The sequence below is a fragment of the Bacillus sp. MBGLi79 genome (assembly GCF_002953915.1).
Map to the genome: position 1 here is coordinate 1322337 of NZ_CP026521.1, position 19150 is coordinate 1341486.

Below are 19150 nucleotides of genomic sequence, written 5' to 3' on the forward strand. Positions count from 1 at the left end.
CCGCCAAGACGGTTTTTAAGTAATTCTTCAGTGGTTAGTTGATGACACCAAGTAAACCATTGATCTCTAACCTGCCAGTTATATTCAAAAAATTTTATCACTGAACTCACTCCAATACTATCATGTAACATAACAATTAGCCCTTTTTTCCGTGATTCCTCTATTATTGAAGTGATGATTGAGAAATGTTTACATTCTACCTGTTGTATGGCATTAAAAATAATAATGCATATCTCGTCGATGATGCTGTGCGTCTTGTTACTTTTACAAAGTAAGAATCGGCATTTTCTTCATATACAATTAGGAAAAAACATACTAGACTTGAAGAAGCAGTGATACATAGGAGTGAGAAAAATGAAAGAGATAAAAGAAGCTTACCAGCAATGCGGACAGATTGTTGGCGAATACGCGCCAGCCTGTTTCAAAGCATTATCATATCTCCCGCTAAAGCAAAGACAAGCCTCTTGGGCAGTATTGTCGTTTTGCCACACGGCGGCCAGTGCAGACGAAAAGGTATTGCCCGCATTTGAAGCTAAAGCTGATCATGTTTACCAAAGGACAAATAACGGTAATCAACATCTATGGAAGGCTTTTGATCATGCGTATCGGACCTTTACATTGGAAAGCGAACCATTTCGGGAGTTTATTGCCGTACAAAAAGAAGACGCCAAGCCGTATGATGACCTTGATGAACTGCTCATGTACGCATATCGGACGGGCGGTGCTGCCGGATTGATGCTGCTGCCGATACTGACACGCCGAAAACAAGGTCAGCTCAAACAAGCAGCCGTCTCTCTCGGCTTGGCCATACAGCTGGTTCGCTTCTTAAGTGATCTTGGCACAGATCAGCAAAAAAACCGCATTCCCCGTCAGGTAATGCAGCAATTCGGCTATACAGAGGCTGATCTCCAAAAAGGCACCGTAAATAAAGCGTTCACAATGACGTGGGAGTATATCGCTTTTGAAGCAGAAGCCTACCTTGAAGAGTGTCAGGATGCCTTGCCGTTATTTCCGCAGTATTCACAAAAAACGGTGAAAGCCGCTCTTCATTTGTACCGGGCTGTTTTAGAAAAAATCCGGGCGGAGCAGTATGATGTATTTCAACATCAATACGCCCTCACAGAGAATGAAGTGAAGCGGATTCTGTCTGACATATAAAAAAACACCCGGCCTTATTGAGCCGGGTGTTACGCCATACCTTTTTGAATCCAGATGCGGGAGCGCCATCTTCTGTACATTAAGATTCCCCGAACCCATTCATCCGCGATAAAAGAAATCCAAATGCCGGCAAGACCGAAACCGAGATGGATGCCGAATAGATAAGCAAGCGGGAGACCGATGCCCCACATTGAAATCATTGCCATGTAAACCGGGAATTTCGCATCCCCCGCGGCACGCAGGGAGTTAATGATAATGACATTAAACGAGCGGCCCGGTTCAAGGATAATCGTCATGGCAATCAAAAGGCTTGCAGTCGCAATAATGTCCGGGCTTTGTGTAAAGATGCCGATCAGGTCTTTTGAAAAGATCGTCATTAAAACTGAGGTAGCCGCAGCAATTCCGAGTGCCCAATATAAGCTCTTCATGCAGCGCTCATAAGCGGCATCAAATTGTTTGCCGCCGATATAACGGCCGATTAAAATTTGCGTACCTTGGCTGATCGCAGTGCCGAACAGCAAAATAAACATCGTAATATTTTGCGTATACACTTTTGTTGTCAACGCCTGCGCGCCCATGATCGCGATAAAATACGTGACAATCATTTGCGACAGGTTGTATGACAGCTGCTCTCCCGCAGAAGGGATGCCGATTTTCAGCAGCTTGCGCAAATGCTCTTTATGCATATGAAATACTTTTTTCAGCGTCATCTTTAGCTGAATGCGTTTGTTGACTATCACAATCATCGCGATTAATCCGATGACGCGGGCGATAGATGTAGACAGCGCCACACCGGCAACGCCGAGAACAGGAAAGCCGAACAAACCGAAAATCACCACAAAGTTTCCGGCAATGTTTAAAATGTTCATGCCGATAGTGACAAACATTGTATCTTTTGTATAGCCGTAGCTTTTTAAGACCGCGCTGAATGTCATGATTAAAGCCTGAATAAAGGACAGACCTCCGACAACTTGTAAAAAGACTTTCGCATCAGGCATCAGCTCGTTTGATAATCCCATCATATGAAGCAGAGGAACCGCCGCGAAAAAAATGATGGCACTGATCGCAAGGCTGATGAAGAAGTTGGCGCCGATTGACACATAAGCGACTTCCATGGCTTCTTTCTTTTGCCGCGAGCCTAAAAATTGTGAAATCACAACGGTCGTTCCTGTGGCGATAAAGCTGAACATCACGATAATTAAATTCAAAATCTGGTTGCTGACGCCGACTGCTGCCACGCTGTTATCCGAGTATTGGCTGAGCATCAGTGTATCGGCATTACCCATAAACATATATAATGAGACCTCAATAAAGATCGGCCAAGTAAGCGAAAATAATGAGAACGTTTTGTCAGCGGGTTTTTTCAAAGCAGTTGATTTGAAGACAGCTTGTTTCATCGTGTCTAACCCCTTTCGTAAATAAAATCAACGTTTTAAAGTGTACCTCCATTTCCTTATAATAAAAAGGGAGAGAAACGATACTTCTTGTAAAAATCCGACTTAAAAAGGAGGATGATTCAAATGCCTCGCATCCTGTTTACAGTCCCGCCTTTTCCGGTATTTATCGCGGCCGGAGAAGGGGTTTTTAAAAAGGGAGAAACCCATGTGAAACGTGTATTCTCCGTGTTTGATCTGATATATGTCAAAGACGGAACGTTATATATTACGGAAAATGAGAAATCATTCTCCATTAAAGGCGGCGAGTACATTCTGCTTTCTCCCGGTCTCGAACACTATGGAACGAAGGGCAGTGATGAAGCAACCTCCTACTATTGGCTTCACTTCGATGAACATCGTTATGAATTTACAGCTAAGGGAGGCAGCAATTGGTCTGAGCTTCAGCAGGAAAAAGGGAGCTTCGAAGAGCCGGCCCGCTACGGATTGGCTTTGCCGAGAAAAGGCAAGGTGCAGCGCCCGCAGTTTATGGCCCAGCAGTTTGAAAGACTGATTGATTACTCCGCGGAAAACTCCGATTTGCCGCTCAGAAAGCAAATCTTATTTGAGGAGCTGATGCTGCATCTGCAAAAAGAAGCGTTCCAAATACCGTCTGCGAAAGAGCGGGTAGCCTGGGAGGCGGCCCGGTACTTACAGGAGCATTATAAGGAAAAGACGACAATCAAGGACCTGTCACTCGCCCTTCACTATCATCAGGATTATGTGAGCCGCTGCATGCAGCAGGTGCTCGGCGTAACGCCGGCACAATACACGAACCGGGTGAGAATGACAGAAGCGAAGCGTCTTTTATCCTCTACAAATGATAAAATGGGAGTTATTGCAGAAACGGTTGGAATGGAAGATCCGACATACTTTTCGAAACTCTTTAAGCAGATAGAAGGGATTTCACCAATTGAATACCGGAAAATTGTCAGCCGGAAAGTTCAATAACCAAACGAGGGATGAACATGAAAACAACAATCTACGATGTGGCAAGGGCGGCGGGTGTCTCGATTACAACCGTGTCGCGTGTGATTAACAATACGGGGAGAATCAGCGACAAAACGCGGCAGAAGGTCATGAATGTCATGAATGAAATGGCATACACGCCCAATGTCCACGCCGCGGCGTTAACGGGAAAACGAACGAATATGATCGCTCTCGTAGCGCCTGATATTTCAAATCCGTTTTACGGCGAGCTTGCCAAAAGCATTGAGGAAAGAGCGGATGAGCTTGGTTTTCAAATGATGATTTGCAGCACCGATTACGATCCGAAAAAAGAAACGAAATATTTTTCTGTACTGAAGCAGAAAAAGGTGGACGGCATTATTTTTGCGACAGGGATTGAAAACCATGACAGTATGTCTGCTCTGGAGGAAATCGCCAATGAACAGATTCCGCTTGCCATGATTTCTCAGGATAAACCGCTGCTTCCGATGGATATTGTCGTCATGGATGATGTTCGCGGCGGGTACGAGGCTGCCAAGCATCTTCTGTCACTCGGCCACACGAACATCGCCTGTATTATCGGAGACGGGTCAACAACAGGTGAAAAAAATAGAATCAAAGGCTTCCGCCAGGCGATGGAGGAAGCGGGCGTGCCCATTGATGAGTCACTGATCATCCAGACGCGATTTTCCTTGGAAAGCGGCAAGGAAGAAGCGGGTAAATTGCTCGACAGAAACGCTCCGACGGCTATTTTTGCCTTCAATGACGTATTGGCCTGCGCCGCCATACAAGCTGCAAGAATAAGAGGCATAAAAGTGCCGGACGACCTTTCTATCATTGGTTTTGATAACACGATACTCGCAGAAATGGCGGCTCCGCCCCTGACGACCGTAGCCCAGCCGATAAAAGATATGGGGCGAAGCGTCATTGAACTGCTGGCAGAAGCAATAGAGGGAAAACGGAAGACGAAACATAAAATAGTGCTCCCGCCTGAACTTGTTATCAGACATTCTACATCACCGCCTAACACATAAGCCCGCTAATGAGCGGGTTTTTTCATTAGGAAAGTTGAAGCCAAAAAACATATTGCGTGTAAACCAAAGGCAGTGTAAAATGAAACCATCTTTTGAGAAAGCGCTTGCGCAAAAATGAAAGCGGAGTTGCCGCTGTTTTTTTAGATGTTGAGAGAAAGCGCTTTCTCCAAGCGATCCTGAAATGAGACAAAGGAGAGGATGGGGCGTGGAACATCAAGTAAGATGCGCAGTATTGGGATTAGGAAGGCTCGGTTATTATCATGCGAAAAATCTCATCACCAGTGTACCAGGGGCAAAGCTGGTCTGTGTCAGTGATCCGTTGAAAGGGAGAGCGGAGCAGGTTGCCAGAGAATTCGGTATCGAAAAATGGTCAGAGGACCCATATGAGGTGTTAGAAGATCCCGGTATTGATGCTGTCATTATCGTAACACCGACAAGCACACATGGTGATATGATCATCAAAGCAGCCGAGAACGGCAAACAGATCTTCGTTGAAAAACCGCTGACATTAAGCCTTGAGGAATCTAGAGCAGTTTCTGAAAAAGTGCAGGAGACAGGTGTCATTTGCCAAGTCGGCTTTATGAGACGATTCGATCCCGCATACGCAGATGCCAAGCGGCGGATTGACGCAGGTGAAATCGGCAAACCTATCTATTATAAAGGCTTTACGCGCGATCAAGGCGCGCCACCCGCAGAGTTTATCAAACACAGCGGTGGAATTTTTATCGACTGTTCCATCCATGACTATGATATTGCCCGTTATTTGCTAGGGGCGGAAATCACTTCTGTTTCAGGACACGGCAGGATTCTGAACAATCCGTTTATGGAGCAGTACGGCGATGTGGATCAGGCGCTGACGTATATTGAATTTGACTCCGGCGCAGCGGGGGATGTCGAGGCAAGCAGAACCTCTCCATACGGACATGACATCCGGGCGGAGGTGATCGGGACAGAGGGCAGTATTTTCATAGGAACATTGAGAAATCAACATGTGACCATCCTTTCGGCTAAAGGGAGCAGTTTTGATATCATTCCAGACTTTCAAACTCGTTTTCATGAAGCCTACTGCTTGGAGCTTCAGCATTTTGCCGAGTGTGTCCGGGATCGAAAAACACCGATTGTGACTGATATTGATGCGACGATCAATTTAGAAGTGGGTATCGCCGCAACCAATTCCTTTCGGAGCGGCATGCCGGTCCAGCTAGATGTGAAGCGTGCTTATACAGGTATGTAAAAGCTAGTATGTTGCATTGAGGCTTTCCGCAAAAAAAGCAAGGACATTTTAACCCTTGCTTTCTCTTTTCTCATATAAATAGTACATATAATCAGTAGGTATGCCTGAATGGCCCAGCTGTCTCAGCATGGCGGTTACGTTCCCTCTGTGGTAAGTGCCGTGATTGACGACATGCAGGATGGTGTCTGCATAGGTTGATTCCAGTGTACCTAGTTTCGGATGCTGCATTGTGAAGGTCTGTTCTAAGTCCGTCTGGCGGCTGAAGAAATCATGATACTGTGACTCCAGCTCGGCAGCGTGCTGTTTAATCGCTGCCATATTACCTTGCGCGGACTCTAATTTACCTGCGCTGTCTATAATCTCTTGGTAGGCCACTCCCGAAAGAACATTCAGCCAAATGTAGTCAGCCCTGCACATATGAAGCAGCACGTCGCTGACAGAAGGAAATACGCTCTTTACTTCTTGATAGGCAGTTTCCTCCGGCAGGTTTTCGATATGGGTAAATATTTTCTTATTTGCCCAAGAATGATAGTCATAAAACTGTTTTGCATCAGTCATCAGCATTGCCCCCTTTTCTAAGAAATTCGTTTTTTTCATCTGTTTCTCCTTCAATTGCAAAAGAGTGATACCCCAAAATATCCTGCCGCTGCCCACATGACCGCTGCAGAGCATTTGTTTACGATCACCATTAGCCTGCCGCTCGTATCCATTGTTTGAAACAGCCTGCCCGCTATTGCAAGACTGCTAAACCAAATCCAAGATACAGCGATGCAGGCGGCCATAAAGAGCCATTTCTCAAGCCCCGAATATTGAAGAGAACTCGTGCCGATGACACCGATCGTATCCAGAATGGCATGCGGGTTTAAAAGTGAAACAGCGGCCGCAAACACGGCTTGCTTTTTTGCTGTAAATGTATGTTTTTCATCTTGGCTTGTTTTTGGACGGCTGTTCCAAGTTACCCAGCCCATATAAAGCAAAAATAAAAATCCGCCGGCCATCATCACTGCCTTAAACATGGGCAGCTGCTGCACAATGACAGATACGCCCGCAACAGCTAATACAATGAGCAGGGTGTCGCAGACTGAAGCACTGATGACGGCGGGGAGTGCTCGCCAAACATATTTTTGCCACGCGCCTTGCTGAAAAATAAACACATTCTGCACTCCCAGCGGCAAAATTAAGCCAAACGCGAGCAGAATTCCGTGAATGATTGCATTCATGCTGAAAAAAGCTCCTTTCACATCTTTTTTTCAATCATAAAAAAGATGTTTACCAAAGTCTCCAGCCATTTGGTTGGGTTTGGACCCAGCCAAATGTATAATGTGAAAAAAGGGGGGGCATGACCTTGTCGCAATGGAAGCCAAGCCGAAAGTCAGATGTTCCGCTGCATCGGCAGATCGAACAATATATGAAAGACAAAATTCTTCACGGAGAGTGGGCTGTAGGGACGAAAATCCCTTCACAGAGAACGCTGGCCGACATGTTTCAAGTCAACCGCAGCACAGTCACAGCAGCTATAGATGAACTCACGTCTCAAGGCTTGTTAGAGGGAAGAAGAGGCGGCGGTACGAAGGTTGTAAACAGTACTTGGAGCGTGCTGGCGGCTGAGCCTCCGCTTGATTGGAGCGATTACGTCCGTTCGGGCATTCATCGCCCTAACTCTTCCATCATTCAGGCTATTAATCAGAACGAACCAAGAACGGATATCATCAGATTAGGCACAGGAGAACTTTCACCGGATCTGCTGCCTGCTGACACAATGGGCCGGATGTTTCAGCGAATCAATTCGTGTGCCCTATCTTTAGGGTACGAGCAGCCGAAAGGAAACCGTCAGCTGAGGGAAGCGGTGGCGGACCATTTAAAAGGAAAGAAGATCCGTGTGTCACCGTCTGCAATTTTAATTGTGTCCGGCGCACTTCAGGCACTTCAGCTCATCTCAATTGGACTTTTAAAACGAGACTCTGTCATTTTGACGGAGAAGCCGTCCTACCTTCAATCTTTGCATGTGTTTCAATCAGCGGGGATGCGGCTTCGCGGCTTGCCGATGGATAAAGAAGGGATCAAGGCGGGGCTTGTTTCTTCTTATCGAAAACAATATGGAGGACAGCTGCTTTACACGATTCCGTCGTTTCAAAATCCGACTGGCACAGTCATGTCAGAGCAGCGGAGGAAAGAGATCATCAGCCTGTCAAAAAAAGAGCAGCTGCCCATCATTGAGGATGATGCGTATGGTGATTTATGGTTCGAAGAAAAACCGCCGCAGCCGTTGAAAGCAATGGATCACGAGGGCCATATTCTGTACCTGGGCACGTTTTCAAAAACGGTTAGCCCCGGTCTGCGAATCGGCTGGATTGCCGGTCCGGAACCGGTTATTGAAAGGCTGTCGGACATTAAAATGCAGACAGACTACGGTTCAAGCGGACTGTCCCAGTGGGCGGCTGCCGAGTGGCTGTCGCAGGGGTATTATGAAGAGCATCTGACTTGGGTGCGAAGGGTGCTTAAACAAAGGAGAGACGCCGCCGTTCATTTTCTCGAGCGGTATGCGGGGGACATTGCCTCGTGGCGGATTCCTGCCGGCGGCTTTTATATTTGGGTGACATTTCATAAAAACCTGCCTGTCAGCCGTTTCTTTTATGAACTGCTGAAACGGCAAGTGCTTGTGAATCCCGGTTCCATTTATGACGGCGAAGACCGAAACAGCATCAGGCTGTCATATTCCTATGCATCTCTTGGGGATTTGGAAACTGGCATTAAGGCGGCAGCCGAAACAGCCCGCCGCCTGATGATGTCCTAAGCTTTTGTTATACGATGACAGCTCCCAGCGCCCTGGCGAAAGCAATCGCGTGCTCAGGTGCGATTTTGCAGCCTTTCAATTTGTCGAGGGAGACATGAAGCTGTTCAAAACGGCACGTGCTGATGTCCATGTTTTGAAGGGACGTGCCGGAAAAGCTGGCGCCTTCCAATTCGCACCTGTCAAAGTGTGTCTGCTGGAGCACCGTATTGCTGCACTCACTTTGCATAAGAGCACAGTGATCAAATCGAACTTGTTTCATATTTGAATACGAAAATGAGCTGAAATGTCCGTGGCATTCCTCGAATGAAACATTCCGCAGCGTTGCTTCCGCCACATTCATTCCAACCATTTTTGACTGCTTAATAGAAGTTCTGTGAATGACAGCTCCGCTGAAATCGGCGTTTGATAAATCACATTTTTCAAAGATTACATCGGTCAGTTCAATATGCCGAAAAGACACATCGATAAACACGACATTTCTAAAGATCGTTTTTTCCACACAAAGTCTTTCGATATCTTCGCCGAAGATTGTACAATCTTCAAACAAATGCATGCTGATTACATCATCCTGCGTCACGGCATCATGAAAATCTGCGGTTTGCAGGATTTCCGGTATATTCGGTTTTTGAATTGTAATTTTATTCATGTGATGACATCCTTTGCTGCCCGAAAAACAGAGGCTTCCGGGTTCAATTTAGTAGATCGTTAAGGAATTTGATACATATAGTAAATCGTAAAGAGCCTTTCTTGGTACAGCAGCCCGCTTGTTTTGTAAGCATAAATGGAAAGCTTCCTGTACGTCAAGGCGTTTACAGGCCGGGAAAGCCAAAGGGAACAGGAGGAATGCGAAATGGGGCATTACGTCAAAACCGAGGAGCATGTGACACTGTTTGTAGAGGATATCGGACATGGAAGGCCAATCATCTTTTTGCACGGGTGGCCGTTGAATCATAAGATGTTTGAATATCAAATGAATGAGCTTCCGAAAAGAGGCTTCCGTTTTATCGGCATTGATTTACGGGGATATGGACTATCTGACCGCCCTTGGGAAGGCTATGATTATGACACGATGGCCGATGATGTGAAAGCAGTCATTTATACGCTGCAGCTTGAGAATGCGATTCTTGCCGGTTTTTCAATGGGCGGAGCCATTGCAGTCCGTTATATGGCAAGGCATGAGGGAGCCGATGTTGATAAGCTGATTTTACTGTCAGCAGCGGCACCCGCGTTCACAAAACGCCCGGGTTATCCGTACGGAATGAGGAAGCGGGATATTGACGATATGATTGAACTGTTCAAAACGGATCGGCCCAAAACACTGGCGGATTTAGGGAAACAGTTTTTTGAGAAAAAAGTGTCCCCAGAGCTGAGACAGTGGTTTCTCAATCTGATGCTGGAGGCCTCCTCCTACGGGACGATCCACTCGGGCATTGCATTAAGAGACGAGGATCTCAGAAAGGAACTTGCTGCAATCAAGGTGCCAACGCTGATCCTGCACGGGAGAAAGGATAAAATTGCGCCGTTTGATTTTGCGAAAGAGTTGAAGCGCGGCATCAAACAGTCGGAATTGGTTCCGTTTGCAAACAGCGGGCACGGAGCATTTTATGAGGAAAAAGAGAAGATCAACAGTTTGATTGCGCAGTTCTCCAACTCATAAGAAAAAACCCGATATTCATCGGGTTTTTATATGATCCCTTTGTTTTGCAGTTCGTTAATGATGAGGTCAGCTCCATCGGAAATCGAGATCTGGTCCGACTCAATGATAAAATCGGGTGAAATGGGCGCTTCATACGGAGAATCGATCCCGGTGAAATGTTTGATCTCTCCGTTTCGCGCTTTTTTATAAAGTCCTTTTGGATCGCGCTGTTCACAAACATGCAGCGGGCACTTTACATAAATTTCGAAGAACTCACCTTTTGGAAAGAGCGCTCTAACCATGTCCCGGTCTTCTCTGAATGGAGAGATAAAAGCCGTTAAAATCATTTGTCCGCTGTCGACAAACAGCTTCGCCACTTCTCCGATCCGGCGGATGTTTTCAATCCTGTCACCAGTCTGAAATCCAAGATCTTTGTTTAAGCCGTGGCGGATATTATCACCGTCAAGCACATAGCTCTGAATGCCCCTGCGGTAAAGCTTTTCATCGACCGCATTGGCCAGCACCGATTTTCCGGAGCCTGATAAGCCGGTAAACCAGAGGACGCAGCTTTTGTGTCCGTTTAAGGACTGTCTGTCAGACTTTGAGATGGAAGCGGGATGCCAAATGATGTTCGGATTGTGTGTCATTTTAATTCCCCGCTGTTTTGCTGGATGGCAACAGGCTGTTGATGAAGTCCCTTGATCAGCACGGCTGCGACCTCAGGCCGGCTGAACTCTTTAGGCGGCTTTTTGCCTTGGCGGAGAAGCTCTCTCACTTTTGTGCCTGATAAGTGGATGTGGTCTCTTGAGCTGTGCGGACATGTTTTGGAGGTGCCCATGTTTCCGCATTTTCGGCAATAAAAGCTGTGCTCGAAAAACAGCGGCTTGATGCCAAGCTCCTCCTCTGTGAATGATTGAAAAATATCTTGTGCGTCGTATGTCCCGTAGTAGCTGCCGACCCCTGCGTGATCACGGCCTACAATAAAATGGGTGCAGCCGTAATTTTTTCGGACGAGCGCATGGAAAATCGCTTCCCGCGGACCTGCATAACGCATGGCGGCAGGGAAAACCGATAACATGACACGATCCTTTGGATAGTAGTGATCAAGCAAAACCTGGTAGCTCTCCATTCTGATATCGCTCGGGATATCGTCTGACTTTGTTTCACCGACAAGAGGGTGAAGCAGCAGACCGTCGACCGTTTCTAACGCTGTTTTTTGTATATATTCATGCGCTCTATGAACAGGGTTCCTGGTTTGAAAGCCGACAATTGTTTGCCAGCCGAGTTTTTGAAAGGCCGCTCTTGTTTCTGCGGGCGCTGCATAAAACTGCTCGAAAGGTTTGTCAGGCAGGCGGCTGACCGTGATAGGCCCCCCGATATAATAATCCGGGCGCGCCAGCAATTTTTTTACGCCTGGGTGGGCAGGATCGGTTGTTTTAAAAACAGACAGTGCTTCCAGTGTTTTATCAGGCCGGTATATATCGGTGACTGTGATCATGCCGTAGGTAACGCTGTCTTTCACAAGCTTGACGTGATCTCCGGCAGACAGCTGTTTTGCTGTTTCTTCTCCGACAGGCAGCGTAATCGGCAGGCTCCACGGCAAGCCGTTTGCCAGCCTCATTTCTTTCACAACACGATGATAATCCTTTTCTCCCAAAAAACCTGTTAACGGGCTGTAGCCGCCGATCGCAATAAGCTCCAGGTCGCTCAGTGCAAGCTGATCCAGCTCCGCTTCGCACGTGCACCCTTCAAAACGGCATGCGGGATCACAGCGGTTGATTAATGCCCCTCCATGGGGCTCGTTTCCATTCAAAGTGTTCAACCTCCATTTATACGTTTCCTTGTTTTCTTTTCTGCACTTCAATAAAAGCTTTACATCAGCGCCTTAACATCATTTCGATTCTCACAGCAAGAACCTGCCATCCGCTATTCCTGATGCAGGCCGCATTCTGTTTTCTCCCGTCCGGCCCATCTTCCAGCCCTCTCATCGTTCGGGTCCGAGGAAGGCAATGTACACATTTCACAGCCTATGCTCGGATAATGTTGATCGTGCAGTTTGTTGTAAGGCAAATTGTGCAGGCGGATGTACGTCCAAACGTCATCCCATGTCCAGTGGATGAGCGGGCAAATTTTGATGAGCTTAAACTTCTGGTCCAGGTTTACGTATTGAATATGCTTTCTCGTTGGCGACTGCTCCCGTCGCAGCCCTGAAATCCAAGCTGTCATGCCGGACAGGTGCTTTTTGAGCGGTTCGATTTTCCGCAATTGGCAGCAGAGGTTCGGGTTATGCTTCCACAGCTCTCCGCCGTACTTCGTCTCCTGTTCTGCCAGGCTCAGCTCGGGTTCGAGCAGCTGGATTGTAAATCCTGGATACCGCTCTTTGACAGCCTCGATCAGCTCATATGTTTCTTGAAAATGAAGCCCTGTATCCAAAAAGATGATGTGTGCGTTTTTGTTGATTTTTGATATTAAGTCGAGAAGCACCATCCCTTCTGCGCCAAAGCTGCAGGCGTACACAATCTTTTCCCCGTACGTTCGGTAAGCCCATTTCAACACATCGAGCTCATCGATCAATTGATCCGTTACCTGTTTGGACAGCATGTCGTTCCATGTGTCATACGTGATGGTTTCGTTCAACGTTTTCCCCCCGTTTGCATCTGCTTTATTGATCGAGTTATAGGCAGACTATTCATTTTTTGCATAAAGGTTCAGGGTTTTTAGGTGCCGCGCCCGCCTAAAATGAGGAGCGGAACCATTAAGAGCCCGGCTGAATATGCTTTTAAGCAAAATGGTTTTATGCCCAAGGAGAGGTATTATGCCGATTTCCATTTATCAGGGGCATCATCATTCGCTTGCCCCGGCGGATATTAACATCGTCATTGATGTCATCAGAGCCTTTACGGTCGCCCATTATGCGTTTATCGGCGGGGCGAAAGAGATTTTGTTGGTCCGGACGGCTGATGAAGCCTTTGCGCTGAAAGGCACCTATCCGGATTATGTATTGACGGGAGAGGAAAAGGGGGTCGGTATCAGCGGATTTGATTTAGATAATTCTCCAAAACGCATGGCTGAGCAGGATATGGCGGATAAGCGTCTGATCCAGAAAACAACTAATGGCGTCACAGCGGCGTTGGGGGCGCTGAATGCAAAGCATCTGTTCGTAACTGGATTTTCCAATGCCAAAACAACGGCACAGCATGTAAAAAAGCTCGCCGCAAACGATTGTGTCATAAACATTGTGGCTTCCCACCCATCCGGTGATGACGATATGGCGTGTGCGGAGTATATCAAAGGCATCATTGAAGGGACAAATGCGGTAACGGCTGAGGAGGCGATTCAAAGAATAAAAGGCTCTTCTGTTGCAGAGAAATTTTTTGACCGCCGCCAGCCATTATTTGATTCGGAGGACATCGCTTACTGTGCAAAAGAACTGACGGGCGATTTTGTGATGAAAGTGAAACAAGATGGAGAAGTTCCAACGATAGAGAGGGTCATAATATGAATGATTTTTCACTAGAATTGCCAGTGAGAACAAATAAGCCGAGAGAAACCGGGCAGTCCATTTTAATTGATAACGGCTATCCCTTGCAATTTTTCAAAGATGCGATAGCCGGAGCGTCCGACTATATTGATTTTGTGAAATTCGGCTGGGGCACATCATTACTTACGAAAGATCTTGAAGAAAAAATCAGTACGCTAAAAGAGCATGACATTTCATTTTTCTTTGGCGGCACACTGTTCGAAAAGTACGTAAGCCAGAAAAAAGTGAATGAATTTCATCGGTACTGCACCTATTTCGGCTGTGAATATATTGAGATTTCAAACGGTACGCTCCCGATGACAAATAAAGAGAAAGCGGCTTACATTGCCGATTTTTCTGATGAATTTCTTGTGCTTAGTGAGGTGGGCAGCAAGGATGCGGAATTAGCAAGCCGGCAAAGCTCTGAGGAATGGCTTGAATATATCGTTGAAGATTTGGAAGCGGGCGCGGAAAAAGTGATTACAGAAGCCAGAGAAAGCGGGACGGGAGGGATCTGTTCCAGCAGCGGCGATGTCAGGTTTCAAATTGTTGACGACATCATTTCTTCGGATATTGATATCAACAGGTTGATTTTTGAAGCGCCTAACAAAACGCTTCAGCAAGGGTTTATTCAAAAAATCGGGCCGAATGTGAATCTGGCCAATATACCATTTCATGATGCCATCGCGTTGGAGACGCTGCGTTTAGGGCTAAGATCCGATACCTTTTTTCTGTAAAACAGCGGCTGCGGGGCTCTCGTCGTGAAGAGAGCCTCTGCCTATTATTTTTTATGGCGGTACATAGGCGTGAGATAGGGAAGAGAGGTCAGGCGGATGTTGTAGATGAAATCGATGACTCTTGTCGATATCACCTGGCATATCAGGGCTTGAATGACGATGCCCCAGTCAATAATAGACGCGGTGACCATAAAAATGATGCAATTCATGATGAGCAGGATCGTTCCGGGATTTCCGCCGCGGTAGATAGAAATCATTAGAGCAAGGGCTCCGAATCCTCCGTTCGAAATTTTATATTTGTATAAAAGTCCGATGCCGAGTCCCAGTAACACTGCGCCGCTTGCCAGATCAAGCCACAGATTAGATGTGATATCCGGAAAAACCGCATCAAAGATCAATACCGAGACAGAGGTGACGGTGATAGAAGCGAGGGTGCCGGTGAATGTTCTCATCTCCAGCCATTTTAAAGCGGTAAAAAGCATTGATACATTCACAGCCCACACTGAAAATCCGTGGGGGATTTGAAACAGATAATGCAATAGCACCGCAATACCTGCTGCACCGCCTGTTGGAATATCATGCGGAAATAAAAACAAGGACATGCCGAGTCCCTGTAGTACGCCGCCTACGACAATCATAAACGTAAGTTTTGCTTTCATCAGCAGTTCAGCCATTAAGTCATTTGCTCCTTTATGAAAAGACTTGTCCGCTGTTTTCATTTTATGAGGCTGTCCATTATTTATGTCTCAAAATAAAGAAATGGCACAGCTTAATAGGCTGAGCCATCCCACTTGCAGCGATTGATGATTTCCATATTGATCTCTGTTCCAATGCCTTTTCCTTTCGGGATGTGGACCATTCCTTTTGAAGGCTGCAGGCTGACGAGATCTGCAAAAGGATTTTCCATGACGTCCCACTCGATCGGTTCAATTTGATCGTTCTTCATTTTAGACCATGGGGGCAGGCAGGCTTGTGCAAATAAAGCATAGAGCCGTGAAAGTGATCCATCATATGCATGGGCGGATGCTCTGACGCCAAAATAACGGGCGAGCTGGAGGCAGTCCCGAAACTCATCGATTCCGTTGACATGCATGACATCAGGCTGAATGATATCCAAACAGCGCTGTGAAAGGAGAGGCGCAAATTGCGCCGCGCCTTTCATGTTTTCTCCACCTGCAACAGGAATAGATAAACGGCTGCGAAGCAAAGCGTAATCCTGCGGCTGATCAAAGGGCAAAGGCTCCTCAAGCCAGCCAATGTTCGTCCATTCAGAGAAATAGCGCTCCCATTTAAACGCCGCCGCGGCATCATAGCTTTGATTTGCGTCCAGAATCATCGTAATGGAACTGCCGGCTGTATGCTGCAGCGCATTGATGTGCCGGACATCCTCCTTGAAGGAGGTCCCGCCGATTTTGACTTTGATTTGCTCAAAACCCTTTTTTAACTGGGCTTCAACGTTGGAGACCGAGCGGCTGATCCATTGCGGGGAGTCTGAGTACGATTGAAAAGAGGCGTACACAGGAATCTCTTCTCTGAATCGCCCGCCCCATAATTCGCAAACTGAACAATCCGCAGCTTTGGCCGCAATCTCTGTCAGCGCCATGCTTACAGCGGAGGCCGCCCGCTGGTGCCATTTCTGAATCGTGCGCACTAATGAAAGGCGGCTGCCGGCCTGTTTTCCTAAAAGAAACGGGATGATCCGTTTGGTAAAGCCGACATGGAGAGTCGGGAGCCAATCAACACATTCTCCCCAGCCGTCTATCCCGCTTTCGGTGATAATCCTGATCAGATAACAAGTCCGATATCGTTTAAGCCCGTTGGCGTCTCCGTATGGCTTTTCTAATCGGTGCAAGAGCGGAAAGGTTTCAATTCGTACAATTTTCAAGCTAGGTGCTACCTTTCCTCAGCGGGCTGCAGCCGATTGCCAGCCATTTTAGGGTCTTCTTTCTCTTTTGTTTCTTCATTGTTTTGCTTCACATGGATTAACATCATCACAAGAATGCCGACAACGAGAGTCAATCCCGCAATGCTTAAAAACATGCCGGGTCTGGACCATTGCATCAGGCGGCCGAAAATCGGAGGGCCGATTGCTACCCCTAAGAAGCGTACAGATCCGTACAGCGAGGTGACAAATCCCCGTCTTTCTTTGCCGACAGCACCGGTAATGAAACTGTTCACACAAGGAAGGACAAGACCTGAGCCGATACTGCTCAGCACGAGAACACTGATAAAGAGGACAAGATTTTCAATGAATGACAGTGCCGCGTAAGATACGGTCATGAACGCCAATCCGAGTACGATCAGTTTTTTCATTAACGATTGCTTTTGCCCGATTTTGCTTCCTGTTGTATAAGACGTCACACACATAACCAAAAGCGGAATCGCTAAAATCAAGCCTTTTTTCACGCCGTCGGTGTCGTATGTTTTTTCAAGAACATCTGAGAGGTAAAACAGGATGCCGAATAAAGTAAACAAACAGGTCGCACCGGCTAAATAAGCGGTAAACAGCCATCTGCCTTCATGTTTAAAAACACTTAACAGCCCTTTCGCATATTTTCCGATAGGTGGCGGTTCTTTTTCCTTTTTCTTCTCTTTAATAAAAATCCAAGTCAGCACGATTGAAATGATACAAAACACAGGGAAGGCAAAAAACGCGCCATACCAGACAAGCAGGGCGATAAGCGAGCCGATGATCGGTGAAAGCACTTTCCCCATGCCGTTTGAAGCTTCAACAAGGCCCAGCACCTTGCTCTCCTGGGCGCCTTTAAACAGATCTCCCGTCAGTGCCATGGCAATTGGGCCTGTTCCGGCTGCCCCGATTCCCTGAAGCGCTCGTCCTGCCATGACCCAAGGAAAGGCATTGTCAAAAAAACCTGCCGCAAACCCGGCTAACAAACCGCCGGCACCATACAAAATTAAGCAGGGAATAATGATGATTTTCCTTGAGAATCGGTCTGCGAGATAACCGACGATCGGAATCGCAAATGCTGCAATCAAGGAAAATACTGTGATCACGAGACTGACTTGAAATTGTGATAAATGAAGTTCAGATTTCATTTTTGGCAAAATCGGAATAAGCATCGAGTTTCCGAGGGTTAATATTAAAGGGATTGAACCGATTGCTACAATCGTCATTCCGTTATTTTGTTTTGATGATTCCATCTCAGAGCACACTCCTTTTCTTCTGCTTAGAATGTCCCTGATGGCTTCGTTTATTCAGTACTCAGACAGCAAAAAACCGAACAGAAGATACCTGTTCGGGAAAAAAGAGGGTTAACCGAGAGCCTGTGAAATCAAAGCATATAAGTGTCCATTTTGAATAGGCGCTTTTTTCTGATAGAACAAAAGCGGAGGTTTATCATCTTTATGAAATCCCATTTCTATCAGGCTGTCATGGAGAGACGTGTGTTCACCCGGTATATCGATTCGCATCGGACCTTGTTTGCCGGCCGCCAGCCTGCTGATTATTTGTGCAGCAATGTCTGATGATGGAGCGATAATGGGGCCGAATTTCAAATGGGCCGGTGTTTGTACAGATAGTCCGTACCCAATGAACTGCCCGTCATGATTTCTGGCGATGACACATTCGCATGAAGTGGAAATAAGCTGCTGCAAAAGGTTTGATCGATCTCCGCCAAAGGCGGCAAGATCCGCCGTCGCTAAGTCTTGAAAGTCTTGTTCTCTAAAGGGTGACAGTTCAGCGTCAACCTGCTTTGTATAAGGTTGAAAACTGTGACAGCTGTACTTTCGCACTGTTCCTGCCGTATGAAAGCCTGCTTTTTCATAAAGCGGCAAACCTTCTTTTGTGGCGCAAAGCCTGATGGCGGTGTTTTCATCCGCTTGGGCGATACAGGCGTTTACCATACGCCTGCCGAGACCAAGCCGTTTATATTCCTTGTCAACGATAACAAGACCGATAGAAGCAAGACGGCCAAACAAAAACAAGCCGATGCAGGAAATCATCTCACCGCTGACATTTTGATAACCGAAAAAGCGTCCCTGCTGAACAAGCAGTCTCAGTTCTTGTTCGCCATAATCCGGCCACCCGGCTTGCCCGCAAAGCCGCAATAAGCCGGAAACGTGTTCTTCATGAAGCTCAATCAGTTCATCCACTACGTCCATAAGATCACCTGCTTGTTCTAAGTGTTTTGTACATGACAATATGATTGCCAATGCCGGGAATGTCAAATGGTTCGCCAAGTTCCTCCCAGCCAAGCTTGGCATAGTAGCCCTTGACATGGTGCCTTGCGTTGCACCATACCGCCTGAACGCCGCTCTCCGCCAGTTTGTGCTCCGCGTGTTTGATCAGCGTGCTTCCAGCTTTCTGATCGCGATATCCCTCGAGCGTTGCCATGCCTCTCAGCCGATACGCAGGGGTTTCCGTTAATAAAGGCTGACTTTGCGGGGAAAAAGAAGCGATGCTGATCAGCGTTCCTTCATAAAACGCGCCGAGATGAAAGGAGCCTTCTGCATGATCCTCTTCATATTTGCATTGTTCAATGGATTGATGGGGGCGCAGAATGCGGTGCCGGATTTCATATGTATCTTCCACAGAAATGGTTTTGACTTCGAGCATAATGTTCCTCCTCATGATTGTTTTTCTATATCGTAACACGAATCTCGTTGAAAAAGACTGCCCGATTCGATCAGGCAATC

18 protein-coding genes and 3 pseudogenes are annotated in these 19150 nt (G+C 46.9%); 8 read left to right on the forward strand and 13 right to left on the reverse strand.

What is annotated here, in order from left to right:
* Positions 1 to 101: pseudogene (locus C1T29_RS24725) on the reverse strand (damage-inducible protein DinB); the annotation flags it as partial.
* Between the two features lie 231 nt (positions 102 to 332).
* Here C1T29_RS24725 and farP point away from each other — a divergent pair.
* Positions 333 to 1158, forward strand: a pseudogene (farP, locus tag C1T29_RS06605) (farnesyl diphosphate phosphatase).
* 29 nt (positions 1159 to 1187) lie between these two features.
* Here farP and C1T29_RS06610 read toward each other — a convergent pair.
* On the reverse strand, positions 1188 to 2555 hold the full coding sequence (locus tag C1T29_RS06610; protein WP_095432660.1) for an MATE family efflux transporter: 1368 nt from the start codon (positions 2553 to 2555) through the stop codon (positions 1188 to 1190).
* Between the two features lie 123 nt (positions 2556 to 2678).
* Here C1T29_RS06610 and C1T29_RS06615 point away from each other — a divergent pair, with 123 nt between their 5' ends.
* The 3 genes from C1T29_RS06615 to iolX all read left to right on the forward strand — a co-directional run bounded on the left by C1T29_RS06615 (position 2679) and on the right by iolX (position 5807).
* Positions 2679 to 3542, forward strand: coding sequence for an AraC family transcriptional regulator (locus C1T29_RS06615; protein WP_014663476.1), 864 nt, complete (start codon positions 2679 to 2681; stop codon positions 3540 to 3542).
* 17 nt (positions 3543 to 3559) lie between these two features.
* Positions 3560 to 4573 carry a transcriptional regulator DegA gene (degA, locus tag C1T29_RS06620; protein WP_095432659.1) on the forward strand — a complete coding sequence of 338 codons (1014 nt, stop codon included), beginning with the start codon at positions 3560 to 3562 and terminating at the stop codon, positions 4571 to 4573.
* Positions 4574 to 4778: 205 nt separating this feature from the next.
* On the forward strand, positions 4779 to 5807 hold the full coding sequence (gene iolX / locus C1T29_RS06625) for a scyllo-inositol 2-dehydrogenase (RefSeq protein ID WP_095432658.1): 1029 nt from the start codon (positions 4779 to 4781) through the stop codon (positions 5805 to 5807).
* Between the two features lie 48 nt (positions 5808 to 5855).
* On the opposite strand, the gene C1T29_RS06630 is transcribed toward iolX, so the two are convergent.
* Positions 5856 to 6365, reverse strand: coding sequence for a DinB family protein (locus tag C1T29_RS06630; protein ID WP_038428145.1), 510 nt, complete (start codon positions 6363 to 6365; stop codon positions 5856 to 5858).
* A gap of 50 nt (positions 6366 to 6415) precedes the next feature.
* Positions 6416 to 7061: pseudogene (locus C1T29_RS06635) on the reverse strand (LysE family transporter).
* An 85-nt stretch (positions 7062 to 7146) separates the two neighbouring features.
* Here C1T29_RS06635 and C1T29_RS06640 point away from each other — a divergent pair.
* Positions 7147 to 8601, forward strand: coding sequence for an aminotransferase-like domain-containing protein (locus C1T29_RS06640; RefSeq protein ID WP_095432656.1), 1455 nt, complete (start codon positions 7147 to 7149; stop codon positions 8599 to 8601).
* Positions 8602 to 8608: 7 nt separating this feature from the next.
* On the opposite strand, the gene C1T29_RS06645 is transcribed toward C1T29_RS06640, so the two are convergent.
* Positions 8609 to 9247: a pentapeptide repeat-containing protein gene (locus C1T29_RS06645; protein WP_095432655.1), complete on the reverse strand. Its 639-nt coding sequence runs from the start codon at positions 9245 to 9247 to the stop codon at positions 8609 to 8611.
* Between the two features lie 204 nt (positions 9248 to 9451).
* Here C1T29_RS06645 and C1T29_RS06650 point away from each other — a divergent pair, with 204 nt between their 5' ends.
* Positions 9452 to 10258: an alpha/beta fold hydrolase gene (locus C1T29_RS06650; protein WP_095432654.1), complete on the forward strand. Its 807-nt coding sequence runs from the start codon at positions 9452 to 9454 to the stop codon at positions 10256 to 10258.
* A 26-nt stretch (positions 10259 to 10284) separates the two neighbouring features.
* Here the strand turns inward: C1T29_RS06650 and cysC are convergent, their stop codons facing one another.
* From cysC to C1T29_RS06665, 3 genes are all read right to left on the reverse strand, one after another.
* A complete protein-coding gene (gene cysC, locus C1T29_RS06655) occupies positions 10285 to 10884 on the reverse strand; it encodes an adenylyl-sulfate kinase (RefSeq protein ID WP_095432653.1) in 600 nt (199 codons plus the stop codon).
* Positions 10881 to 12050 carry a sulfate adenylyltransferase gene (gene sat / locus C1T29_RS06660; protein ID WP_095432652.1) on the reverse strand — a complete coding sequence of 390 codons (1170 nt, stop codon included), beginning with the start codon at positions 12048 to 12050 and terminating at the stop codon, positions 10881 to 10883. The genes cysC and sat overlap by 4 nt, the downstream gene beginning before the upstream one ends.
* 113 nt (positions 12051 to 12163) lie before the next feature.
* Entirely contained in the window at positions 12164 to 12874 is a 711-nt protein-coding gene (locus tag C1T29_RS06665; RefSeq protein WP_095432651.1) for a phosphoadenylyl-sulfate reductase, read from the reverse strand.
* 178 nt (positions 12875 to 13052) lie between these two features.
* Between C1T29_RS06665 and C1T29_RS06670 the strand changes: the two genes are divergently transcribed.
* Positions 13053 to 13739 carry a 2-phosphosulfolactate phosphatase gene (locus C1T29_RS06670; RefSeq protein ID WP_095432650.1) on the forward strand — a complete coding sequence of 229 codons (687 nt, stop codon included), beginning with the start codon at positions 13053 to 13055 and terminating at the stop codon, positions 13737 to 13739.
* The gene (locus tag C1T29_RS06675; RefSeq protein ID WP_014663488.1) at positions 13736 to 14494 is read left to right on the forward strand and encodes a phosphosulfolactate synthase; all 759 of its coding nucleotides are present in this window, start codon (positions 13736 to 13738) and stop codon (positions 14492 to 14494) included. Before C1T29_RS06670 ends, C1T29_RS06675 begins: the two co-directional genes overlap by 4 nt.
* A gap of 44 nt (positions 14495 to 14538) precedes the next feature.
* Here the strand turns inward: C1T29_RS06675 and C1T29_RS06680 are convergent, their stop codons facing one another.
* The 5 genes from C1T29_RS06680 to C1T29_RS06700 all read right to left on the reverse strand — a co-directional run bounded on the left by C1T29_RS06680 (position 14539) and on the right by C1T29_RS06700 (position 19070).
* Positions 14539 to 15168: a YitT family protein gene (locus C1T29_RS06680; protein ID WP_009966972.1), complete on the reverse strand. Its 630-nt coding sequence runs from the start codon at positions 15166 to 15168 to the stop codon at positions 14539 to 14541.
* A gap of 95 nt (positions 15169 to 15263) precedes the next feature.
* Positions 15264 to 16379 (reverse strand): mandelate racemase/muconate lactonizing enzyme family protein, encoded by a 1116-nt coding sequence (locus C1T29_RS06685; RefSeq protein ID WP_095432649.1) that lies wholly within the window; start codon positions 16377 to 16379, stop codon positions 15264 to 15266.
* An 8-nt stretch (positions 16380 to 16387) separates the two neighbouring features.
* The gene (locus C1T29_RS06690) at positions 16388 to 17656 is read right to left on the reverse strand and encodes an MFS transporter (RefSeq protein WP_069839038.1); all 1269 of its coding nucleotides are present in this window, start codon (positions 17654 to 17656) and stop codon (positions 16388 to 16390) included.
* A 111-nt stretch (positions 17657 to 17767) separates the two neighbouring features.
* The gene (locus C1T29_RS06695; RefSeq protein ID WP_103748930.1) at positions 17768 to 18616 is read right to left on the reverse strand and encodes a GNAT family N-acetyltransferase; all 849 of its coding nucleotides are present in this window, start codon (positions 18614 to 18616) and stop codon (positions 17768 to 17770) included.
* 4 nt (positions 18617 to 18620) lie between these two features.
* Entirely contained in the window at positions 18621 to 19070 is a 450-nt protein-coding gene (locus C1T29_RS06700) for a GNAT family N-acetyltransferase (RefSeq protein ID WP_141237733.1), read from the reverse strand.
* Between the last annotated feature and the right edge of the window lie 80 nt (positions 19071 to 19150).